This window comes from Phocaeicola sp. GP0067 (genome assembly GCF_031119655.1).
Taxonomy (GTDB): domain Bacteria; phylum Bacteroidota; class Bacteroidia; order Bacteroidales; family Bacteroidaceae; genus Phocaeicola; species Phocaeicola vulgatus.
This window is the reverse complement of sequence record NZ_JAVHZY010000001.1, coordinates 468,978-489,796: the sequence shown is the minus strand read 5'-3', so window position 1 is coordinate 489,796 and position 20,819 is coordinate 468,978. Positions and strand designations below refer to the sequence as shown.

Sequence of the window (20,819 nt, the reverse complement as noted above, 5' to 3'; positions counted from 1 at the left end):
AATGTGCAATTAAAAATAACAACCATATTTCTGACTTATTATCTATAAAATATTGAGTAATAATCGGTTGTAAATACAAGTTATTGAATTTATTGATTATATAGCAGAACAAGAATATATAGAAAACGATATCCAAACCAAAAAAAGTTTCGCCTACCGTTTGACTGGAAGACATAAACCTGATAATCTTTTGAAAAAAATAGAATGGAATACGGATAAGGATTCTGGCAGCTATAGACTTTACTATATCGTAAAGCAATTCTATTGGGGCAACGGAAGAAAAGGGATAAGAAAAGGAAACAATGTTCCAACTGGTAAATACCACCGAATAAAACTTTTTTTCATCTGTGATAAATATACTGGTGATCCTTCCACATACGCCAACAAAGCCCCCCAGGATTTTAAAACAAAACTGGAGGAATTCTTCACTAAAGAAATCAATAATAACAACCCCGTTCCGCAAGGGCTTCCTTCCCCAAAACCTTTATAATTTTGTATATTTAAGCTATTCTTGTTGGAAGAATAGCTTTTTTTGTTCCATTTTTGCTCCACCTTTGCCCTATTTGTCCCATTTTTAGTTCCCACGACTCATATTTTTCATCTTCATATTCTGCTTTGAACCAATTGTTTACCTTTTAGTTTTCTTCATTTTTTCATACAACACACTAATACAGAAGCTTTTATAGACAAATCAGTAACTTTGCGATACCAAAAAGCAATGAAGTATGAAACAAAGTATAGACAACGTAGAAATGCTGCGACTGATGGAGAAGAAGCAAAAACTCCTTCTTAAAATAAGAGCAGCCCTCGCATTAGATCGTATGGATCTAGTGAAGGAGTTGTCGTATGAGTTTCAGGTTGTACTAGAGAAAGAACATAACCTTAAACAGTTTAATTTTTTAAAATTATGAGTACAGAAAACTTATGTTCTGTAACAGAACAAGCAACCGTCCAAGCGATGGTAGAGAGTATTAACAATGGTATGACACCTCAGGGAAGTACTACGCCTGATAGTAACTGTAGCGCAAAAGAGAAGGAACAGTCAGCACAACTGCTTGCAAATAGTGTGCAAATAGATGGGGAAGCCCTCAAAGCTAAACTATTAATAAAATTAAGTAATGGTGAGAAGGTAGGAGTTTTTGATTTCCATAGAGCCGGTGGAAAATTTGCATATCTTGATAAAAACCGGTTAATCGACATGAAACATGTGGAATTTCTGTTTGGCTCCTTCAAGCGTGTCGGTATGCTAAATGACATTAAGGTTGTAGCAGCCCGAAAACTGATAGAAAAAGGTCATATTCTTAAAGATCGCGCAGGCAATATTCTTACATTAGCCACTCCTAATATAGATATGTATTATTGCATTCTTGACGGGCAGCACAAAGTGGATGCTCTTGCTCTTTGGCTAGCTAGTGAAGAAACCAGAAACATTCCGTTGGATGCACGAATGGAACTGGTGAATATTCCTAAAGATGTTCCTATAGGAGCATTTATTGGAGAATATAATCTTGCCTGTAAGAAATGGAATCATCGTGATACCGAAACACTTCTGGTACAGACCTTTGAAAAAGAGGGCAGGACTGTTCTTTCCAGTATAGAAAAATGCGTGAATGAGGATAAGATGACCCAGCGTGCCGCGTGGAAAATTTACAAGATGATTGACGGCTATAGAAAACAGAAATTTGAGGATGCGCTGTTTTACAATAAACTGTCTGATGAACTTAGAGGTACGGATGCTGAAATAGAGCGTGGAGACAGAATACGCAGAGCCATCCAGGTAGCATGTAGAAATGAAGTACGGATGAAGAGGAACAGTGCCATCATTGATGCTGTCATTGCAGCCTATAATGCCGTTTCTGATGTACAGAAAGCTGAAACGATGGATCAACTGATGCTTTTTATCACTTCTTTGTCCAAACAGACACTACTTGCCGCCATAAAAGCCGATTCTGTAAGCCAAAAAACAGAAGTAATAACCCAAGCATGGAAAAATTTCCAGAAGGAAATCAAAAAGGATGGCAAAAAGGAAGAGTACGAGGCTTTGGCTTTAAATGCGGAAGAGGAGTACGACAGGATGGTTTCCAGTGTAGCCTCACCCAAAAAATCATCCAATCTTGACAAAATCAAAAAAATTCTTTCATAAAACAACTTCCCCCATCTTCGTGGTGGGGGATCAACTATAATTTTAAATGATGAAAAATCAGAACAAAGAGTGTAATGGTGCATTATATTCAGGCGATGGAAAGGTATTTCTAAAGCTATTGAATCAAGAGTGCTGTTATTATGCTGTCGAAAACGGAACAGAGAGTATTTCGGATAATGCTTTTGCTACCCTCTCTTTTTCCAATAAGACCGAATTCTTGGATTTACCTGACTCGGTTACTAAATTAGGTTCAGGAGCTTTTCAAAGGATGGCTCTAAACTCAATAGCCATTCCTCCAAAGGTAACAGAAATACCGGAAAAGTTATTGTTCGGCTGTACCAATCTTGAACATGTACACCTGCCGGAAGGAGTGGAATGCATAAATCGGGAAGCGTTTTGGAAGTGCCCAAACCTAACCCGTATCACATTACCACATAGCTTGAAGGAAATCATAGGAAATCCTTTTGCCTATTCCGGTATAAGGGAAATTGACAACCTGTCTGAATATTTCAAAATCCAGGATGAATGTCTATATACGGCTGACGGTACACTGATTTTTAATTTTTCTAACAAACGGGAATTTGATGTGCCGTTCTGGGTTATGGAAATAGGCGGGAGTGCTTTTGAGGGGAATGTGTATATGGAGAAAATCAGTTTCCCCAGGTTAATTAAAATTGCCCCCAGAGCCTTCGCAAATTGTACTTCATTGACTACAATTTCTGTTCCCCAAAAGACAAAACATCGCTTTAACGTAGGAAAAAACAATTATAAACTGATAAAAGAACGTGATGATGAAAACATTAAAACAATTTAAGGAGAATGGATATAGTATCTGTCTCCCTCAAAAACCAAAACTTGATACCGGAATCATCAACAAGTTACAATGCCAGTTGATGTGCCCTGTTGGAGATGTTATTATCCATGTTACTACGGTCAGTGATTATCTGGTACGTGGGGTGTCTGTAGTGGATGGGAACGGTGATCTCGTAACTGCACTGGATAACGATCTGGAAAAGAAACTGGTCGTTATTAGCAATGATCTGAACCTCTGGTATGCTCTGTTACAATCTGCTCTCAAGGATGAGGAAATAAACATTGAAACTATTCCCGGCAGATATGTAAAATTCTAATATAAAGCAAGCACGGGCCCGGCTTACTTTATCACAATTGAAGTTTAATTAAAATTTAGGATAATGGAAAGACTAAAAATTCCCATTACAGCCCTTTCTATGCTTAAAAATATCCTTGGTGTAGAATGTAAAGGCTTTGAAAACAAAAGGATAGCAGTAAATAACATAAAAAAAAGAATATCATGTTGAGATTATACTTTGAAAACAACAAACCGTCTTCGGATTTAAATAGTAATAATATTTTCGAAGCTGATAGTTTACCTATCCCCGGCCGGAAAGAATATAGTTGCCTGGGTGAAGTAGTGGAAGAATTTGTCAGTAATTGGGATCATATTATGTATACAATAGATCGGATAATCAAGAAAAATACTCTTTTCTACCAAGAGCATTCTGATACTGACCATTCAGATATGGATTCACATTGTGACGATTTCTATGCTTTCGACTGGGGAGACGGCTATACAGTCTATATCTATAAGTATAGGGTGGAAATGAGAATAATTGTTTCCCTGACAAAAGAATTTGTTCTTGAAGATGGCGGTGATGACATGACTATAGGATGGATTCATCCGGATAACGCCGATGAACTCCAACTTGCATTCTTTACCAGGCCGTTTCTTGAATGTTTTTCGGATTCTACCAAATACGGAGAGGACCTCTTCTTTAGTATTCTCTCTTGTACCGGTTATATTTCAAAATGCTCCGGAGAAGTGAGATGGTTGTTTTCCGAAGGATTAGCTTTCGGATATAAATACTGTAAATTCTACGTATTTAACAGATTTACAGATCAAATCAAATATCAAGGAGAAGAATTGACGGATGACATGAAAAAAGAACTTGATAATCGTCTTTGGAACACAGAATGGTGATTTTCAACCAACAGAGGGAGAATACCAGATTCTCCCTCCCATTGACAATAATTCCAACCAAGATAAAAAAATGATTATGAAACATTTAAAAGGGAACAAAAATACATTCCAAAAACGGATGTATTGCAAGAAAACAGAGATTGACTTGTCAAAAAGTGGGACGGGCTTGTTTCCCGGTGCCTTTTATATGGACCGGCATGTCGAAAAGGTGATACTTCCTGATGATGCGGGTACAGTATCGGCAAACCTGTTCAAGGGATGTATAAACCTGAAGGAAGTTACCCTCCCCATAGATCCGGATATCGGTGAGGCAGCATTTGAAGGATGCAAGTCACTGACTGATATTCATATTTCGTTTTATGTAGGCAGTATTGCGACAAACGCTTTCAGGGGATGTCGGGAAAATATCAGATTCCATGCCGACTCATCGGGTATCAATCCGAAAACACTGAAGCAACATATCGAGAAAGAACTGGGACACAGTATCGAACTGTATGATATTTCCGGTAACTTGGTGGTTTCAACAGACTAGGCGAACCGGAAGATATCCACTTTCCACAAGACCGTTTTCATCATGGTTTCCAAAGAGAGGTTATGAAATTGGAAACGGTCTGTGGATTTGAAGAGAACAAGCAATAACATAATTAAAAATTTTAGGATAATGGAAAAAATGAAAATTTCTATTACAGCCCCTTCTATGCCTAAAAACATCCCGGGTGTAGGATATAAGAAACTGAGGGACAGAGGGATAATAGTATTGAATTTAAAAACAATAAGAAACAATGAGTAATAACAGCAAAATCTCATGGACTACAACCACATGGAACGTTACAGCGGGTTGTGATCCGATCAGTGATGGATGTAAGAATTGTTACGCAAGAATGATGGCCGAACGTCTGAAAGCTATGGGACAGGCCAAATATCAGAATGGCTTTATCCCGACTATCCATCCTGAATGTTTAAACGAGCCATTTGAATGGAAAGGGAACAAGCTTGTGTTTGTGGTAAGTATGGGAGATTTATTCCATAAGGATATTCCGTTTGATTTCATCGACAAAGTAATGGAAGTTATCACTAAATGTCCACAGCATACATTCCAGATTTTGACAAAACGGGCAGAGAGGATGTATGAGTATTTTTCAGTTCATACTATTCCTGAAAATGTCTGGCTCGGTGTTACAGTCGAGAATCAGAAGATGAAAGGCCGTATTGATTACCTGAAGAAACTGGATGCTCCGGTACGGTTCCTCAGTTGTGAGCCTCTGCTGGAAGACCTGGGAACACTTGACTTGTCTGATATTGACTGGGTTATCGTTGGTGGAGAATCGGGAAACAGAGCCAGAAAAGTGGAAAAGGACTGGATTCTGAATATTAAATCCCAATGTGACGCTTCCACAGGTACAGCTTTCTTTTTTAAGCAGTGGGGTACTTGGAGTGCTGACGGAGTGAAACGTAGTGCTAAAGAAAACGGGTGTCTTTTGGACGGAAAAGAATACCACGCTTATCCGACTCCAAGAAAGATAAAACCTTGATTGAGTAATTAACCGATAAAGCCTGAACCCATTTATGGGATAGGGCTTCATCATAAAACATAAAAAATGACTTTAAATGAAATTCTTAAAGAGATCCTTGATAATATTCCGAAAACGGATTTCAAGGAGATTTATGCCGGTGGACTGTACCGGAGACTGGAAAAAGAGACAGATCCTGATGTGAAAAAACTCTTTCAGGAGAAGATCTATTCCATACAGATCACTGATGAGAACAAATCCGTCCTTGTTGTCGAGAAAGTGAGGGAAGTAGCTGGACAATTGGGATATGGCCTGGTGATCAATGAGGGAAAAACGTGCTATCTGTATAACAAGATGTTCTGGGAACCGATAAACGAGCTTGACCTGAAACATTTCCTAGGCAAGGCTTTCCAGAAAATGGGAGCCGACAAATATACAGCCAGAAATGTGAGGATAGCGAACAAGGTCCATGAACAGGCCTGCTACTCACTTTACAGGCAGACAGAACGGGATAAGGGTGTGGTTAAAATCAATCTGACTAATACGACCCTTGTGATTGGTCATGATGGAAGCGTGAGGGAACAGGAGCATTCGGCTGATGACTATTTCTTCTATGTCCTTCCTTATGAGTATGACCCCAAAGCGATGTGTCCCATGTTTCATAAGTTTCTGGATGAAGTATTGCCAGCCAAAGATGTTCAGGAAGTATTGCAGGAGTTTGTCGGTTGCTGTCTCAATCCCTTCATCAAACTGGAGAAGGCATTGTGTTGTGTAGGTTCAGGATTCAATGGCAAGAGCGTGTTCTTCGAGATTGTGATGGCCCTGCTTGGCGAGGATAATGTCTGCTCCTACAACATAAACTCCTTATGTGATGATAAAGGATACAGCAGGGCAATGATCAGGAACAAGCTTCTGAACTACAGCAGCGACTTCAACGGCAAGATATTCGCCAACGGTATCTTCAAGCAACTGACGAGTGGGGAACCCGTTGAAGCCAGAAGATTATATAAGGAACCGGAGATTTTAAAGGACTATGCAAGATTGGCTTTCAACTGTAACTCCATGCCTTATAGTAGTGATACGTCTTTCGGATTCAGGAGGAGGTTACTGATTATTCCTTTCGATGTGAAGATAGACAAGAGTAAGGCTGACCCTGATCTGGCTAAAAAATTGAAAAGTGAATTGTCCGGTATTCTCATCTGGGCTATCGAAGGTCTGGGAAGATTTATCAAGAATGGAAAAAAACTCAGCAAATCCTCCACCCTTGAAAATCTGGAGCAGGCATACAAGGAGGATACGGATACAGTGGTCATGTTCCTGAGTGCCAAGATGTGTGTTCCTGATAATGACAACAAAATAGGTCTGACTCCTCTATTCAACAATTATCGGGAATATTGCAGGGATAATAACCAGAAAGCCGAGACCAGGGAAAACTTCAAGATGAAACTGAAAAGCGAGGGTTATGTGGTGGAAGAGGATAACAAGAAAGGTGTGAAGATAGGTATAAACAGTTCTAAGATTAGACTTTCTTTACCTTTTGATTAGATTACTTTTCTTTCCCTGCCTCAAAGGGAAAAGGAGGGGAAATGGGGGAAAAGGGGGTGGAAAAGCCTATTTTTCATAACTTTTTTCAATTCTACTTATTCAGAAATCAGTAAAAAAATAGGTTTTAGAGGTTCCGCTTTCCCCTTTCCCCCCTTCTCTCTCTTGAGGACGGGAAGAAGAAAGATTAAATGAAATATTAACGAACAATTAAAATTTAGAAATTATGATTGAAGTAACACTCTTTAAACAGAAACCTTATAGTCAGGAATATACAAATCCTCTGACCGGTGTAAAATCATTCAAAGTCATGGAATATCCTCCCAACCATGTGGATATTGATCTGGTATTCGACATGATTAAACAGGAAAAACTGAAACCTGAGATTGATGCCATGAGATCTTTCTATGATACTGACCATTCAAAGTATTCCGAACTTAAGGGAAAGTTACCTATCTGTCTTTTTGCCGGAACATTCGGAAGATTCTGTAATGATGCTCTTATTACTCCTTCAGGTCTTGTAGTTGTTGATTTCGATAAGATTCCGGTTCAAGAAATGGTTAATGTCTGGAATATGCTGGTTAATGATCCTTATACCTATGCTGCATTCCTTTCTCCTTCCGGTAGAGGTTATAAGGTTATTGTCCGTGTTGCCAATAATATAGATAACACCAGTCATAACGAATACCTTGACGCTTTGAAGGAATATTATAGCTCTCCGTTCTGGGATGACAGTTGTAAAGGAATGTCCAGAGCTTGTTATCTAAGCAGTGACCCTGATCTTTATCGGAACAGGAATAGTATTATATGGACGAAGAGAATTTCATCATCCCCTTCTTCACCAGTTGTTATCCGTGTTAAAACTTATGCTCCGCCTTATGAACATGGGAAGCTGCTGAATTTCTTGGAAGGCGGATTTGACAAGTACCCAATGACACATGGAAACAGACATCAGTCATCTTTTGATAGAGCCAGAGAATTAGCGGAATGGGGTATTCCACAAGAAACAGCTTTCAGGTATCTCTCCCAATTCATAGAACCGGATTTCTCTGAAGGGGAGATAAAACGTGAAGTAAGGAACGCCTATAAGTGGGTTGATGATAAAGGTAATTTTGGTAGTAAATATAGAAAAATTTAAGATTATGGATTACAAAAAATTATTGGGGGATATAATCAATGCCATTCCCCAACCAACCGCTTCAAACAACAAGAGGGGAACAAATGCCGAAGTATGCTACAAGATACAAAAAGTGGCAATCAAGCTCGGTTATCCTTTTCAAACTTTCAGGGACCAGCGTGTTTATTCTTACACCGGAAAGTATTGGGTCAGTATAGATGATTTTGACCTGAAGATATTTCTCAGGGAAGCTTTGGGGAGAATGACAAATAATATGGTAGAGGCATCACAAAGGGAAGTGGTGGAAGGATTGTTCAAGCAGTTTCCATATACGGTGATGGGATTGGCGGTAGAGCAGGACAAGGAGAAAATCAACTTTCAGAACGGTACGCTTAATCTTAAAACCGGAAGACTGGAGCAACATCTATATTCGGATTATTTCAGGTATGTTCTCCCTTACCCCTATAACCCAAATGCGACGTGTCAGATGTTTATGAAGTACCTGGACAGAGTATTACCGGACAAGGACGCTCAAAAGGTTCTGGCTGAGTATATAGGCTGGATCTTTACCCCATTGAAACTGGAGAAGTGTCTGTTCCTCTATGGCTCCGGAAAGAATGGTAAATCGGTGTTCGTTGATATTGTCGAGGCTCTTCTAGGCAAGGAGAACATTTCCCATGAGTCTCTATCGGATATGTGTGGAGAAAACGGAGACAGAAGCAGGGCAAATTTATCAGGAAAATTGCTGAATACCTGTTCTGATGTAGCCCCAAACGCTTTCTCGGGGGATATTTTCAAACGTATCGCCAGTGGAGAACCTATCAGTACCAGACAACTATATAAGGATGTGGCAACACTTACCGATTACGCCAAAATGCTTTTTTGTCTGAACGAGCTGCCGAAAACCAACGACAAGTCCAATGGATATTTCAGGAGGTTTCTTATCGTTCCCTTCAAAGTCCAGATACCCAAATTGGAAGTGGATCCGAAACTGGCTGAGAAGATTGTTTCTACAGAGTTACCCGGAATTATGAACTGGGTGCTTGAAGGTAGAGAACGGTTAATCACTCAATCCGGTTTTACTGAATCTTCATTATGCCAGAAACAGTTGGAGGAATACCGTTATGGCAGTGGAGTACGGAAAAAGGTGAATCTAATCCTGCCTGAGGGATTTAAGCTATGAGCACTATGAATAAAATACAAACCCCAAAAACATATAGTATGAAAAAGAAAAAAAATCAAACAAACAGTTCGATTCCCACGACTAATGGTCGCTACGATTCTTTAGAACAAGTAATGAAAGAATATTTGAGTAAGGTGAACATAAAAAAGGCTGAAGCTATAAAAAAGATCAAGCAGAATTTAAATATGTATGAGCAATATGCAGCCAAAAATCATTCTGATCTAGGCCCACATGTTCATGCTTTCCCTACGATTAATCTGCACGATGGATACGTGGCTCATATTGGTATAAAGTGGCCACAATGGAGTAACCCCGGATTCACGGTTACCCAAAAATTTCAACTAAAAAATCAGACCACTGATTATTTTACTATAGGAAAAATTACACCTGAAGACACCAAAAAGTCACAAATCGTTTTTTTTCTTTATCCTTTTCTAGAGAACTTTAGCTGTAATACACATCAAAATGAAGAAGTGTTCTTTGTTTACTTGACTTCATCAGGATTTATTTCTGAACGAAATGGTATACTTAAATGGCTGACTGAAGATGGTGTGGCTATCGGTTATAAATCTGATAAATACTATGTATTTCATACGTTTATAACTGACATAAAATATAATGGCGAAGAACTTACAGATAAAACAAAGGCAAAATACGAAAAGCTTCTTTGGAATTGAAACTGATTGATTTGAAGCCCCAAAAGAGCAACAGAATTAACCCATGTAGTTCTTTCCGATTCAAATTATAGAACAAAAAGGAGACTGAACAATGTAAACGTTCGGTCTCCCTTATTTTTCTATCATTAATCATAATGCCAGAATTAACACTTTGCTGTTTTTGGATTCACCAACTTCTGTATTCCCATTATGACCCATACAGATACTACAAAAGGGGCGGTCAGAGTAGTAATCTCCAAGTTCATCCCTATAATCTGCAAGAGAGTGGAAAGCAAGACTGAACATGAGGCCCATACAAGACTTTTCAGGGTTCTATCTCCTAAAGCTATGGCACACAATACACCGTTATAGCCCATCAATCCCATATTCAAGGTTTCAGTGTCTATTCCCAGTAAGATAGCCAAAGGAATAGGGAGAAATGCTCCAAATACAGCATAGAAAGTAGCACTCCATGAATTAACAAGAATACCAACTAAAAACAATAAACCAGTCCAGATATTCCCTTGAAACATTACCTGACCGATACCAAAACTGAAGATCTGAAAGTAATTGATTCCTTGTGTAGCATCAGTTACCGTATCAGAAACCAACAAAATATCAGGCATAATCCAGGTACAGAACCCCAACAGCCCCCATACGGAAAGAATAAAAGGTGCCGTAAATCCGGGAAGTGAGCGTTGCAGGTTGAAAAATCGTGCTATCCAGGTTGAAATACATGAAGCCACAGCCATCAGCAATAAGGAACCTATCGACAGTTCCATGAAGACCCCGACTGCTATTCCCACCAATGTACCGTTAAAACCATACAGACCATCCTTTATATCATCACGTCCATAGCCTGAAAAATGGGCAGTCAATGTACTTATTATATTACCGCTTACAGCCAATATTCCCATTTCCCATGAATTCAGAAATATCCCGATCAGCATCAACAGACCAGACAACGCATTGTTCTGAAACATCACCTGGCCTATTCCACGACTTAAGACAAGTAAAGAGTTATATACCGAAAACATTTTTAATCCAATGTAAAATCCCTGGACGGTTTAAAGGCCGGAACATCATGAGCCGGAACAACTACACTTATATTCTTATTGATATTACGGGCCACCTTCTCAGCACGATGTTTTACTATGAAGCTGCCGAATCCTCTCAGATACACATTCTCTCCATTGGACAAAGAATCCTTCACCACCTCCATGAAACATTCCACGACCTGAAGAGCTTCCTTCCTCCCAACTCCAGTTTGCCGGGAAATCTTATCTACAATTTCTATTTTCTGCATAATCCGATTGTTTTATTAAAAGGCTGCAAAGATACCGAATTCCAAGTTATAAAACCACCGGCAGGAAAAAAATCAAGATATGGAAGCTGAATCAATCCCCCACAAAACACATTAATGGTCCGTACATGCTATCGGAATTCAAAAAAATGTTATATTTTGTGGTAATATAACATATAAAACTATGATTGGATTTATTATATGGACCATCGGTCTTGTTCTTACCATCAAGGCCGGAATGGAAATCTGAAAAACAAATGGTGAGGTGGTGAAAAAACTTCTGTTCATCGTTTTAATCATCATTACAAGCTGGTTTGGGCTGGCTTTCTATTATTTCTATGCCAAGGACAAGATAGCAGAATGGATAAGATAAACCATGAAGGAGATGTTTTATCCCTCCTTCTTATATATTGTTTTCCTATCACCTCTAATATCAACCACTCCTTCCGAATCTGAGAAAATGAATATTATCATCACTACAACATTCACCGCTTTTCGAATGATGCCTTGACCGTATAGCACTTAATCCAATCCATTCAATTTATCTTCAAGCTATCATATATCCCCAATGATTTCCTATGCTTCCAAAACATGCAAACAGTCACCTGACTTCAAAATCAGCCCCTAACTCCAAATTTTTACCATCACACCGGAATGGTTGGGAAATACGATATCTTCCCGGTTCAAGATTATAAAACACTCCGACGGGATATACAAAAAAATAATATTGGTTCCCATAAGAAGGAGTGACTATACAACCGGCAAAAGAAATATCCCGTTGGGGAACAGCCTTTTCCCATTTATTCACAGTCCATTTATACAACCACCAGTCACAGCCATACTCCAAAGGTGTATCCGTGGAATTTATTGCCATTGTCGTTACAAGTTCTGTTCCCATAGGATATGTTGCCTTCAATGTTCTCATATATACAGTATCTTCCTTCAGATCACAGTTACAAGTCAACGTATCAGAATGAATTACAGTACATGCACCAGTACCGACAAGGAAACTCTCGCCATCAAATGATTTATCCCTATTGATACAACTACTCATAAGATTAACAAGGGTAAGCAAACATATCAATCCAGCTTTCATAAATATTGTCTGTTTTAACTTATTCTACTAATAAATATAGAACTCACAGGTTATCAGATGAGTTCTGTTATCATGGTCCTCTTCCTTACATATCCTGTATAATCCCTTAGCCAGTCGGGGAATATACACTCCGAGTCCTTTCCATCCGGAACGTCTGCAAGGTTTGACTATCAGTGCGTCATCTCTAAAATCGCTGTTCCCCTTGACAGTACTCCATATCCCTTTTTCATATTTTTCTATCCGATATGCTCTTCCCAATGTTATATCACAATCCGTTTTATTGATAAGATACATAGGATATGACTTTGGCAAATCTTCCGAAAAAACAATATCATAGAAACCGAGCACTATCCTGTCCTGTGGATACAACATCCAGAACGGTAGAATTAACGGATTATAATTATCACGTATTTCAAATTTCGCTCCCAGTTGCAGAATATTCCTCCTTCCTATTTGAAAAGCCTTGACTATGCGATACTTTCCGGGCTCCAATTCTCCAAGAGGAAATTTCAAAAGGCAACTTCTCCTAGGAGGAAGAATCCCATTAAATCCATCAAGATCCTTTCTATAACCTTTATCAGTCCAAGCATCCCCGGTATGTTTCTGTAATTTCCACCCCTCTCCATATCTCATCGGAACATCCAATGCGTTGGACACTACAACCATCATACCACTATCTGATGAATGAACCGTTTTCAATACTTTCATATATACAGTATAATCATGAGAAAAGGAGATACCCAGCTCTTTCTGTTCTCCTAATAAAATTATATCAGGGTTTCCGCCTCCATTATTCCGTTTCTTATCCATATCCATACAACCGGAAAACAAGCAACAGGCTAGAAATAAAAACAGTATCTTGTTATTCATAAGCTTTGTATTCAAAGTCATAAAGTTATTTAATCCTGAACTCGGCTGCCATAGTCCATTTCTCCGGTGAATCAACAAAATTCATATGTTTGATAACTCTGTATATTCCAGGATGATTATCGTTAAGCAGGGGGTAAAGAGCAGCCTGAAAGGTATATGAGCTATGTTGTTTTATTATAATTTCCACAAGATGCCATATCTGATCACCATGCAGAAACACCCATTTGTCCTTTTCTTTTCTTACAATATAATAATCAGTTCCAATTGAAAATTCTTTCTCGTTACTGTTCATTAGTGTTACTTTTACAAGTTTTGTTCCTACAGGATAAACAGATTTTTCTGTTCTCATTGCCACATTCAGTGTATCCATGTAGGCTGTCTTGTTAAAAAACTTTACAGCCGTTTCTTTACCGTTATTGACAACAGTAGCAGAATAGCTCAACACACGTTGCCTGAACAATATTCTCATATAAGGGGAATTAACGCTCCAGGTCATATCAAGCGTATCTCCACGAAGCCCCCATGTCGAAAAGTTCTGTGATATCGCATCTTCCCTGTTTCTGTATTTGTCCAGGTACTCATCCACGATTCTCAACATCCTTTCAGCTCCATTCTCCCGAAGCACCTCAAATTCAGCATAAGCTACTTTTGTATTTCCATTGAATGATTTATAGATGCGATATTTCCCCGGACGATTAGGCACTTCAGAAGTATAAAGCCTGATTGTCTGCTCATGGGTGGGACAGTCCGATGGAAATATCCATAAAACATCATTCCTGATTGGATTGGTCGGCAGCGTTTCCCATGTTTTCTGTTTTTCATTGTAATAGACCAGACTGTAACCTTCGCCACAATCATATTCATAACGGGAGTGGTTGGTTATGATTACTTTTACTTCCGTTGTCGATAACGGATAATAGTCATATTCAACACGCATTGAAAGGGAATCAGGGCTTATGGCTTCCCCTTGCGGAATATCCCGTGGTATAGGACTCGGCACCATAGTTATAGTTCGTCTGGGAGAACCTTCTTTTATCGGAATGATTTCAGGACCGAATGTGATGTCCGACATTATATTGAATTCCAACAACGGAGAATCAAAAACGTCTTTCCTGAATGCCGATTTAAAAACCTCAAAGGAATCTTCCGGTATATTCTGGAAGTCAATGGACACTTTGTCTTTGGTCAGACCTGCTCCTGAACAATGAAAGCGTTGTTGCAGGATACTGTCGGATTTAATAATGCCGTCCACATACCGATGTAAAGCGCATAGTTCCTTTTGCAAACGAATGCTGTCTGTTTCGTCCTTCTGTCCTTTCCTGGAAGAATCGGAATGGCAAGAACACAATAGTATCAATGATATAAAAAGTAAATGTTTCATAGCGTTATCTTCCATTGGGTTAATATCACATCGCCTTATCAAGTTATTTCTGATACAACTCGGATGAAGTTATTTCAAACTCCGCATAGGCTACTTCTTTGGCATCTCTATAGAATGTTTTATAAATTCGGTATTTTCCCGGACGATTGGGTATTTCAGAAGCATGGAGTTTGATTGTCTGCTGATGAGGGGGATATTGGGGAAGCAATACCCAACCAATATCCTCAATAGTTGGATTGGCAGATATTGTTTCCCATTGTCGTTTGCTGCCATTATAAAAAGCAAGGCTGTAGTCATTTCCACATGTGTACTTTTGCCAGGAGTGATTGATGACAAATATTCTCACTTCCGTAGTTGACGGCGGATAGCAGGCATATTCTGTTTTCATGGAAAGCGAATCGGGATTCATGTTTTTTCCGATTGGAATATTACGGGATACCGGATGCAATGTCTGTGTCATTGATTGTGGGGCTTGGGGGATCTCTTTTGTTTTATCCAGCCTAAAAGTTACCGGAACTGTATATTTCACCTTTACAGCTTTCCCTTTCAATGTTCCGGGTTTCCATTGGGGAAGCGTTTTTATGATACGTAATGCCTCTTTATCTAAAAAAGGGTCAACACTTCTCACTATGTTAGGTTCTGTTATGTGACCGTCTTCATCTACAATAAATTGAACAGTAACTCTTCCTTGTATTCCCTTCTTCCGTGCTTCTGCCGGATATTGTATATTGTCGTTGATGAACTGCAACAGTTTATCCATACCACCGGGAAATTCAGGCATTTGGTCAATGACTCTAAAGACGGGTTGGTCAACAAGCACTTCGTCCGGTGGTAAGGTATCTTTCTGTTGGTTATCAGAATGCACTTTAAAAAATTCAACAGCATCATTCTGCAATTGGAATTCAGCCATTAAAGTATGTTTTCTATCATTTCTTCTTATTGTAAGAAAAAAGCGATAACGACCGGGAATATGCCTGAACAATTCCGCATTATAATAATATGTACTGCCTTGTTGGAGCATGATTTCTTCAGCAAATACAATAAGCTGCATAGGTGCATCCCTCCATATTCCTTTTTCATCCTCATAAGTGTAGCTGTAATATCCTCCAAGACCAATATCAGTACCACTATTGTTATGTAATACAAAAGTCACTTGTTTCTGTCTGGTGGAATATACAGGGTATTCGGGATACAATGACAATCCGAGGGTATCATTTATTCCTATACTACTGTTTATAGTATCCACTATCGGATTATGTTTAGGTTTGCTTGTACATCTGACCATCAAAACACAAAGCAGTATGGTTACAAATATCGTTTTCATGGCATACTTTCATTATTTCGGGCAATTTGACTAGTGGGAGATTCAAATCTTATCGGGAACATGAACCTTACTTTCAGATTCACTCCATCCTGATTACCCGGTTTCCATTTGGGCATTATTGAAACGATACGTAACGCTTCCTCACAAAAAGCTGTATCGCCACGTAATGTCGGACTGATGTTGCGAATGATCCCAGGCTGTATTATACTTCCATCCTTGTCTATAACGATCTCTACTGTAATCCTGCCTTCCAGTCTGCTTTGTCTTGCAGTTTGAGGATACCGGATATTCTGTTTTATAAACTCCACCAGTTTAAGCATACCACCGGGAAACTCAGGCATATTCTGAACAAGATTAAATATATCATCCCTATTTTTCTCTGTTATAGGCTCTGCCATAACAGGGGCATACTTAGCACTAACTGGAATAGGTTTACGTCTTTGTGATTTTTGTCGTGATGTATATGCTTCAAACCATTGATGGATTGTATAATAACATTCCTCATTCTCATTATAGACTCTGATTTTCAAAAGATAATCACCCGGTTGACAATTATCAGGAAAATCAACACTTATCTCGGCAGTCTTCCCTTTTCCAAGATGCAGGGCGACAGACTCCTTATCCACGTCTTTACCGGGAATCTTATGTAATTTCTTCTGTTTGTCCTCCAGATAAAAATCAGCCTCACCTTTATATATCAGATTACAATTAGAACTGCCAATGGAAATATAAACCTTATCTTTGAAAATACTGATATCATTTACCATGATATCCTCACTTTTTTCACGGTTTATCCGGTTGTTATGCCTGTCAAAAGAAGCCTTGACCACTCCTTCCGTATCATCTATCAAATGTCCCCATTTTACAGGCACCTCTTTCTTTACAGGAGAAGTGGCATCTACGGGAGGAATATACTCAATTTCGATGGCTTCTGTATCTTTCGGATCTTGTTTGGGACCCTCTTCTACAATCACAACTTGATTATCTCTTCTTTTCTTTTTCTCTGATATTCCAAATGTCACGGGAAAATAGAATTTAACCCTTACCGTTTTTCCGTTCAACTTCCCCGGTTTCCAGGCTGGCATCATCCCTATAATACGGAGCGCTTCCTTATCCAACAGAGAATCTGCACCATATACCACTTTAGGCTGTATTATTTTGCCATCCGTATCTATTATACCTTCTATCCAAACCCTTCCTTGTGTCTGTTTTTGTAAGGCAACCGGAGGATACAGAATGCTCTGCTGTATGAATTTTACAAGTTCTTTCATACCTCCGGGATATTCCGGCTTTTCATCCAATAAAGTATAGACTTCATTTCCGGATGTCTTAAAATTCGGAAACAGCAATATGGTAGAGTCCACTACAATCATCGAAGTATCCATACTTACAATATTATGGCATTCTTTTCCTTTAATATTCTTCCGCTTATTAGTACAACAGACGGCTAGAATACAAAATCCTATCAAAAACACCGGTCCGATTCTCATAAATAATAAGTAAAAACAGTGATTCAATATGGAGACAAAAATCATATTTTCCCTTCACTTATGCCTGTAACGCCTCTGTTCCTAAAAACACATCAGACATAGCCCATCAGTCATCCCCCAACGGGACAGCCGAGAAACTCTTATATTCCCTGGTCTGCCCCATCACAACCACAGGATTCTCAAAGGTTTCATATATGCTCAATACTGAAGAACTGATCCTGTCAATCTGCCAGTAGCAGTAATCCAGAAGAAGATATCTGTTATTGGGAGTGATAAAATCATATCGGAAATAATGTACATGCTCTTCCACTTCCTCACCATCACACGTCGTCCGTGATTTACAGGAAGCCTTACCATTCAGCCCGAACTCATAATGTTCACAGACTTCCGCATCCCTGCCATCCTCAGTACGTATCTGAAATGTTCTCTCCCATGCATAACCGGTCAGATTAGTAACAATGGTATTGCTATCCTCCCCATAATGTTCATCAATACAACCTGCAAGAGACAGTACGCATATAACTGTCGAACCCAATAATCCGATTAATGTTTTTTTCATAGTCCGTCACTTTTTTATTTTATTGAATACTATACCGATATATAAAATAATCTGTTCAAGTCCCTCCTTGTTGTCTTTTTCATCAATCAGGCCACGTTTTCATTCTTATATTACAATAAAAGGTCTGCGCCAGCAATCATACCATTAATACTGAAAACTTTTATAATTCAGCAAATTATTAAAAAATCTCTCATCAAGAGAGACCGGTCTGATTTTCCGTCCTTCCTGTCTAGCCTCTCTCATCATCCTGTTCATGGATTCCATATCTCTAAGACGGAATTCAAACACTTCCTCAGAAATATTCAGTTCACTGCCACTTCCGGCATGACAAGTCATGATTCCATCTTCATCTATTGTACAATGCCTGTAAAAACGGTAAGTTGCAGCTTTCATCTGATTGTCCAGATTCTGTATTTCCGATTTTGAATAGACATGTCTGGAAAGGTTCTCATAATATTTTTCCGGAATAATATCTATAAACGCATTGGATTCGACATACTCCTTTACCGTTTTTACATCAGGGTCATCCGTCACATAGTTCCCCTCACGGTCTATGCAGAACCAGTAATCACTCTTCCACTCCCAATGTTCCTGGTTTCTGCCGACAGGAATCCGCTCTCCCGAGTAAGTGACTTTCGCCCTGTTATTCTTGAACGGACAAGCAAAAGCATACTGGGGCTGAATAACAATATTGCCTTTGGGATCTGCAAATCCAATCTTTCCATCCTTGTCCTTTATACGGAACAATCCTTCCCTAACAGGATCCGGAGTGTTGTAATGGTTGAAAACCTCAAACAGCTCCTTCCCTTTATTATTGATACAAACAATCCGCTTGTCCAGAACAAAACCAATGTGACGGATGGTATCGCTGCCACAATATACATATTTACCGAATGGAATTATTGTATCCTTCCTTGCATTCAAATAGCAGACCGATACTCCGGTTTCCAAAGTCTCCTCCTTTGTATGTGCTGTCAAGACCGGATAATGGAGTCTGATGAAGGTTTCTTTGGAAGTCACCACATATTCCCCATTCACCAATGATACTTCCCAAGGATATATACTTCTCATCGTTTTCTCAAACGCTTTTACCATTAGCGCCCTTCGCTCCGCCGGAAAGGGTTTCAGCCTATGGAGAAATATATGGGTCTGGTAACAATCCAGAAGATGACCGTCCGGTGAAATTTTCAAGTCACCCACAGCAAGTCTTATTTCTTTTCCCTCCATTTCCGGGAATTCATCAAAAGGAAAACGTTTTTCCAATTCAGACTGTACATTGTCGACTCTGAAACCGTCTCTGACCCTATGATTATGGTAAAGCCGCTGTTTCACAATGACACCTTTATATACTCCCAAGACATATTCCTTCTCCATATAATACGGATAATTACTGCCCGACCACCGCGTTTCCTTTCCACATCCAGCTCTGACCTCCGAACTGAGCCAAGAAGCGTGAATGCCTTTTCCGTCACAGAATCCTGAAAACATTCTTTCAAGAGTCTTCCTCCCATACACTTTCTCCTTTCCTCCGGAGAATACTTTCAGACCCACCAGATATATCCTCTGATCCTTTACAGTCCAGTATCCGATGTGGTTTTCCTCATCTCTCCGGGGCCATTTGTATTCCTTTGGTAAAAGCTTTTCAATCCTGCTGTAAGCTGTGGAGTCCCACCTTAAAGGTTTTGCCATCAGTTTCCAATCTTTACCGTCCATCCGGATTATATCATAAACGGGGGAATTCGCAAACAAGAAAGACATTTGTGAAAGAAAAAATAAGAATAACAGAACAAGTCTCATAACTGTTTATTTTATAGTTGTCATTTATTCACAATCTTAAATCTTACGAGCATGGAATAGCTTTTCTTTATGGTACGGAAACTGTCAAATGATTCAGCGTCAGAAGAACGTACATTGCTTTGTATTCCCGAATACGGTAAAATATTGAAGGCTTCACTTTCAACAATCCGAATTACATCACCCAATTTCTTACCAACCGCCTCCACCAGATATTCAGCTTTTCTCCGGGCGGCCATAAGTGCTTCAATCTTCCCTTTCCGATGATATACAAGCATGTCCTTGTTTTCCAGTTCTCCGACACGCATGGTATTGATTCCTCTTGTATCTATATTTCCGATTATCTCATCAATCAGTTTGAAGTCGGTCAATGTGATGTCGAAACGTTTGGATACTAGAAAATCATGACCGCGTTCACGCCAATAATCGCCAATTTCCTGGGTACGGATCGCATCTTGGGAAACACCCGCTTCATCCAAGGCTTCTCTCAGCTTCCACTCTATATCATTTAACGACACTTTAGTACGATAATCCTCCGGTTTTGATTTACCATCGAACTCTTCTTCAAAATACTCCCTAATTTCAATGATATAATGAATCTTATCCGGTACAATTTCTATTTCAGAGGTTCCAGTTACTTCGATGTAGCGTTCTTCTGTTTGGGCCTGCAAGGGAAGAACCGATAAAACTCCCCATATCAATGATAACAATTTCGTCCTCATATTTTTGTTTTTAGTGGTTCAGATAAATTATTCAGTCATTTTTCTTATTTCTTATATGTGGCATTCCCGATTCGTTTCTTTACAGATTCCATTCAGTATTTGATACTAATACAGAACAGGATGACAATA

The 20,819-nt window shown here is 39.2% G+C and carries 22 protein-coding genes and 1 pseudogene; 12 read left to right on the top strand and 11 right to left on the bottom strand.

Annotated features, from left to right (window positions below; all coding sequences use genetic code 11):
- Positions 1-261: 261 nt before the first annotated feature.
- Positions 262-585, bottom strand: coding sequence for a hypothetical protein (locus RE317_RS01840; RefSeq protein ID WP_303266102.1), 324 nt, complete (start codon positions 583-585; stop codon positions 262-264).
- A 140-nt stretch (positions 586-725) separates the two neighbouring features.
- On the opposite strand from RE317_RS01840, the gene RE317_RS01835 reads away from it, so the two are divergent.
- From RE317_RS01835 to RE317_RS01785, 11 genes are all read left to right on the top strand, one after another.
- The gene (locus RE317_RS01835) at positions 726-911 is read left to right on the top strand and encodes a hypothetical protein (protein WP_117696394.1); all 186 of its coding nucleotides are present in this window, start codon (positions 726-728) and stop codon (positions 909-911) included.
- Positions 908-2,143 (top strand): hypothetical protein, encoded by a 1,236-nt coding sequence (locus RE317_RS01830; protein ID WP_117696393.1) that lies wholly within the window; start codon positions 908-910, stop codon positions 2,141-2,143. The genes RE317_RS01835 and RE317_RS01830 overlap by 4 nt, the downstream gene beginning before the upstream one ends.
- Positions 2,144-2,189: 46 nt before the next feature.
- Positions 2,190-2,957 (top strand): leucine-rich repeat domain-containing protein, encoded by a 768-nt coding sequence (locus tag RE317_RS01825; RefSeq protein ID WP_303266103.1) that lies wholly within the window; start codon positions 2,190-2,192, stop codon positions 2,955-2,957.
- Positions 2,932-3,273, top strand: coding sequence for a hypothetical protein (locus RE317_RS01820; protein ID WP_303266104.1), 342 nt, complete (start codon positions 2,932-2,934; stop codon positions 3,271-3,273). Before RE317_RS01825 ends, RE317_RS01820 begins: the two co-directional genes overlap by 26 nt.
- Before the next feature lie 182 nt (positions 3,274-3,455).
- Positions 3,456-4,142, top strand: a complete 687-nt coding sequence (locus RE317_RS01815) for a hypothetical protein (protein WP_195642882.1) — start codon at positions 3,456-3,458, stop codon at positions 4,140-4,142.
- A 76-nt stretch (positions 4,143-4,218) separates the two neighbouring features.
- Complete coding sequence (locus RE317_RS01810; protein WP_054350287.1) at positions 4,219-4,674, top strand: leucine-rich repeat protein; 456 nt, start codon at positions 4,219-4,221, stop codon at positions 4,672-4,674.
- Between the two features lie 250 nt (positions 4,675-4,924).
- A complete protein-coding gene (locus tag RE317_RS01805) occupies positions 4,925-5,674 on the top strand; it encodes a phage Gp37/Gp68 family protein (RefSeq protein ID WP_054350280.1) in 750 nt (249 codons plus the stop codon).
- Positions 5,675-5,740: 66 nt separating this feature from the next.
- A complete protein-coding gene (locus RE317_RS01800) occupies positions 5,741-7,198 on the top strand; it encodes a phage/plasmid primase, P4 family (protein WP_303266105.1) in 1,458 nt (485 codons plus the stop codon).
- 223 nt (positions 7,199-7,421) lie between these two features.
- Positions 7,422-8,333 carry a BT4734/BF3469 family protein gene (locus RE317_RS01795; RefSeq protein ID WP_303266106.1) on the top strand — a complete coding sequence of 304 codons (912 nt, stop codon included), beginning with the start codon at positions 7,422-7,424 and terminating at the stop codon, positions 8,331-8,333.
- Between the two features lie 4 nt (positions 8,334-8,337).
- Positions 8,338-9,495 carry a phage/plasmid primase, P4 family gene (locus tag RE317_RS01790; protein WP_303266107.1) on the top strand — a complete coding sequence of 386 codons (1,158 nt, stop codon included), beginning with the start codon at positions 8,338-8,340 and terminating at the stop codon, positions 9,493-9,495.
- Positions 9,496-9,533: 38 nt separating this feature from the next.
- Entirely contained in the window at positions 9,534-10,172 is a 639-nt protein-coding gene (locus tag RE317_RS01785; RefSeq protein ID WP_303266108.1) for a hypothetical protein, read from the top strand.
- A gap of 143 nt (positions 10,173-10,315) precedes the next feature.
- Here the strand turns inward: RE317_RS01785 and RE317_RS01780 are convergent, their stop codons facing one another.
- Both RE317_RS01780 and RE317_RS01775 read right to left on the bottom strand, forming a co-directional pair.
- Positions 10,316-11,188 (bottom strand): urea transporter, encoded by an 873-nt coding sequence (locus RE317_RS01780; protein WP_303266109.1) that lies wholly within the window; start codon positions 11,186-11,188, stop codon positions 10,316-10,318.
- A gap of 2 nt (positions 11,189-11,190) precedes the next feature.
- On the bottom strand, positions 11,191-11,457 hold the full coding sequence (locus tag RE317_RS01775; RefSeq protein ID WP_303266110.1) for an HU family DNA-binding protein: 267 nt from the start codon (positions 11,455-11,457) through the stop codon (positions 11,191-11,193).
- Positions 11,458-11,638: 181 nt separating this feature from the next.
- On the opposite strand from RE317_RS01775, the pseudogene RE317_RS01770 reads away from it, so the two are divergent.
- Positions 11,639-11,827: pseudogene (locus tag RE317_RS01770) on the top strand (hypothetical protein).
- Positions 11,828-12,055: 228 nt separating this feature from the next.
- Here RE317_RS01770 and RE317_RS01765 read toward each other — a convergent pair.
- From RE317_RS01765 to RE317_RS01730, 8 genes are all read right to left on the bottom strand, one after another.
- Complete coding sequence (locus tag RE317_RS01765) at positions 12,056-12,550, bottom strand: immunoglobulin-like domain-containing protein (RefSeq protein WP_303266111.1); 495 nt, start codon at positions 12,548-12,550, stop codon at positions 12,056-12,058.
- A 27-nt stretch (positions 12,551-12,577) separates the two neighbouring features.
- Entirely contained in the window at positions 12,578-13,420 is an 843-nt protein-coding gene (locus RE317_RS01760; protein WP_303266112.1) for an immunoglobulin-like domain-containing protein, read from the bottom strand.
- 25 nt (positions 13,421-13,445) lie between these two features.
- Complete coding sequence (locus RE317_RS01755; RefSeq protein WP_303266113.1) at positions 13,446-14,801, bottom strand: immunoglobulin-like domain-containing protein; 1,356 nt, start codon at positions 14,799-14,801, stop codon at positions 13,446-13,448.
- 43 nt (positions 14,802-14,844) lie between these two features.
- On the bottom strand, positions 14,845-16,125 hold the full coding sequence (locus tag RE317_RS01750) for an energy transducer TonB (RefSeq protein ID WP_303266114.1): 1,281 nt from the start codon (positions 16,123-16,125) through the stop codon (positions 14,845-14,847).
- Positions 16,122-17,510 carry an energy transducer TonB gene (locus RE317_RS01745; RefSeq protein WP_229508818.1) on the bottom strand — a complete coding sequence of 463 codons (1,389 nt, stop codon included), beginning with the start codon at positions 17,508-17,510 and terminating at the stop codon, positions 16,122-16,124. The genes RE317_RS01750 and RE317_RS01745 overlap by 4 nt, the downstream gene beginning before the upstream one ends.
- 211 nt (positions 17,511-17,721) lie before the next feature.
- A complete protein-coding gene (locus RE317_RS01740) occupies positions 17,722-18,174 on the bottom strand; it encodes a hypothetical protein (RefSeq protein ID WP_229508820.1) in 453 nt (150 codons plus the stop codon).
- Between the two features lie 144 nt (positions 18,175-18,318).
- Positions 18,319-19,887, bottom strand: a complete 1,569-nt coding sequence (locus RE317_RS01735) for a WG repeat-containing protein (protein ID WP_303266115.1) — start codon at positions 19,885-19,887, stop codon at positions 18,319-18,321.
- A gap of 104 nt (positions 19,888-19,991) precedes the next feature.
- On the bottom strand, positions 19,992-20,690 hold the full coding sequence (locus RE317_RS01730) for an SIMPL domain-containing protein (RefSeq protein ID WP_303266116.1): 699 nt from the start codon (positions 20,688-20,690) through the stop codon (positions 19,992-19,994).
- Positions 20,691-20,819: the final 129 nt, after the last annotated feature.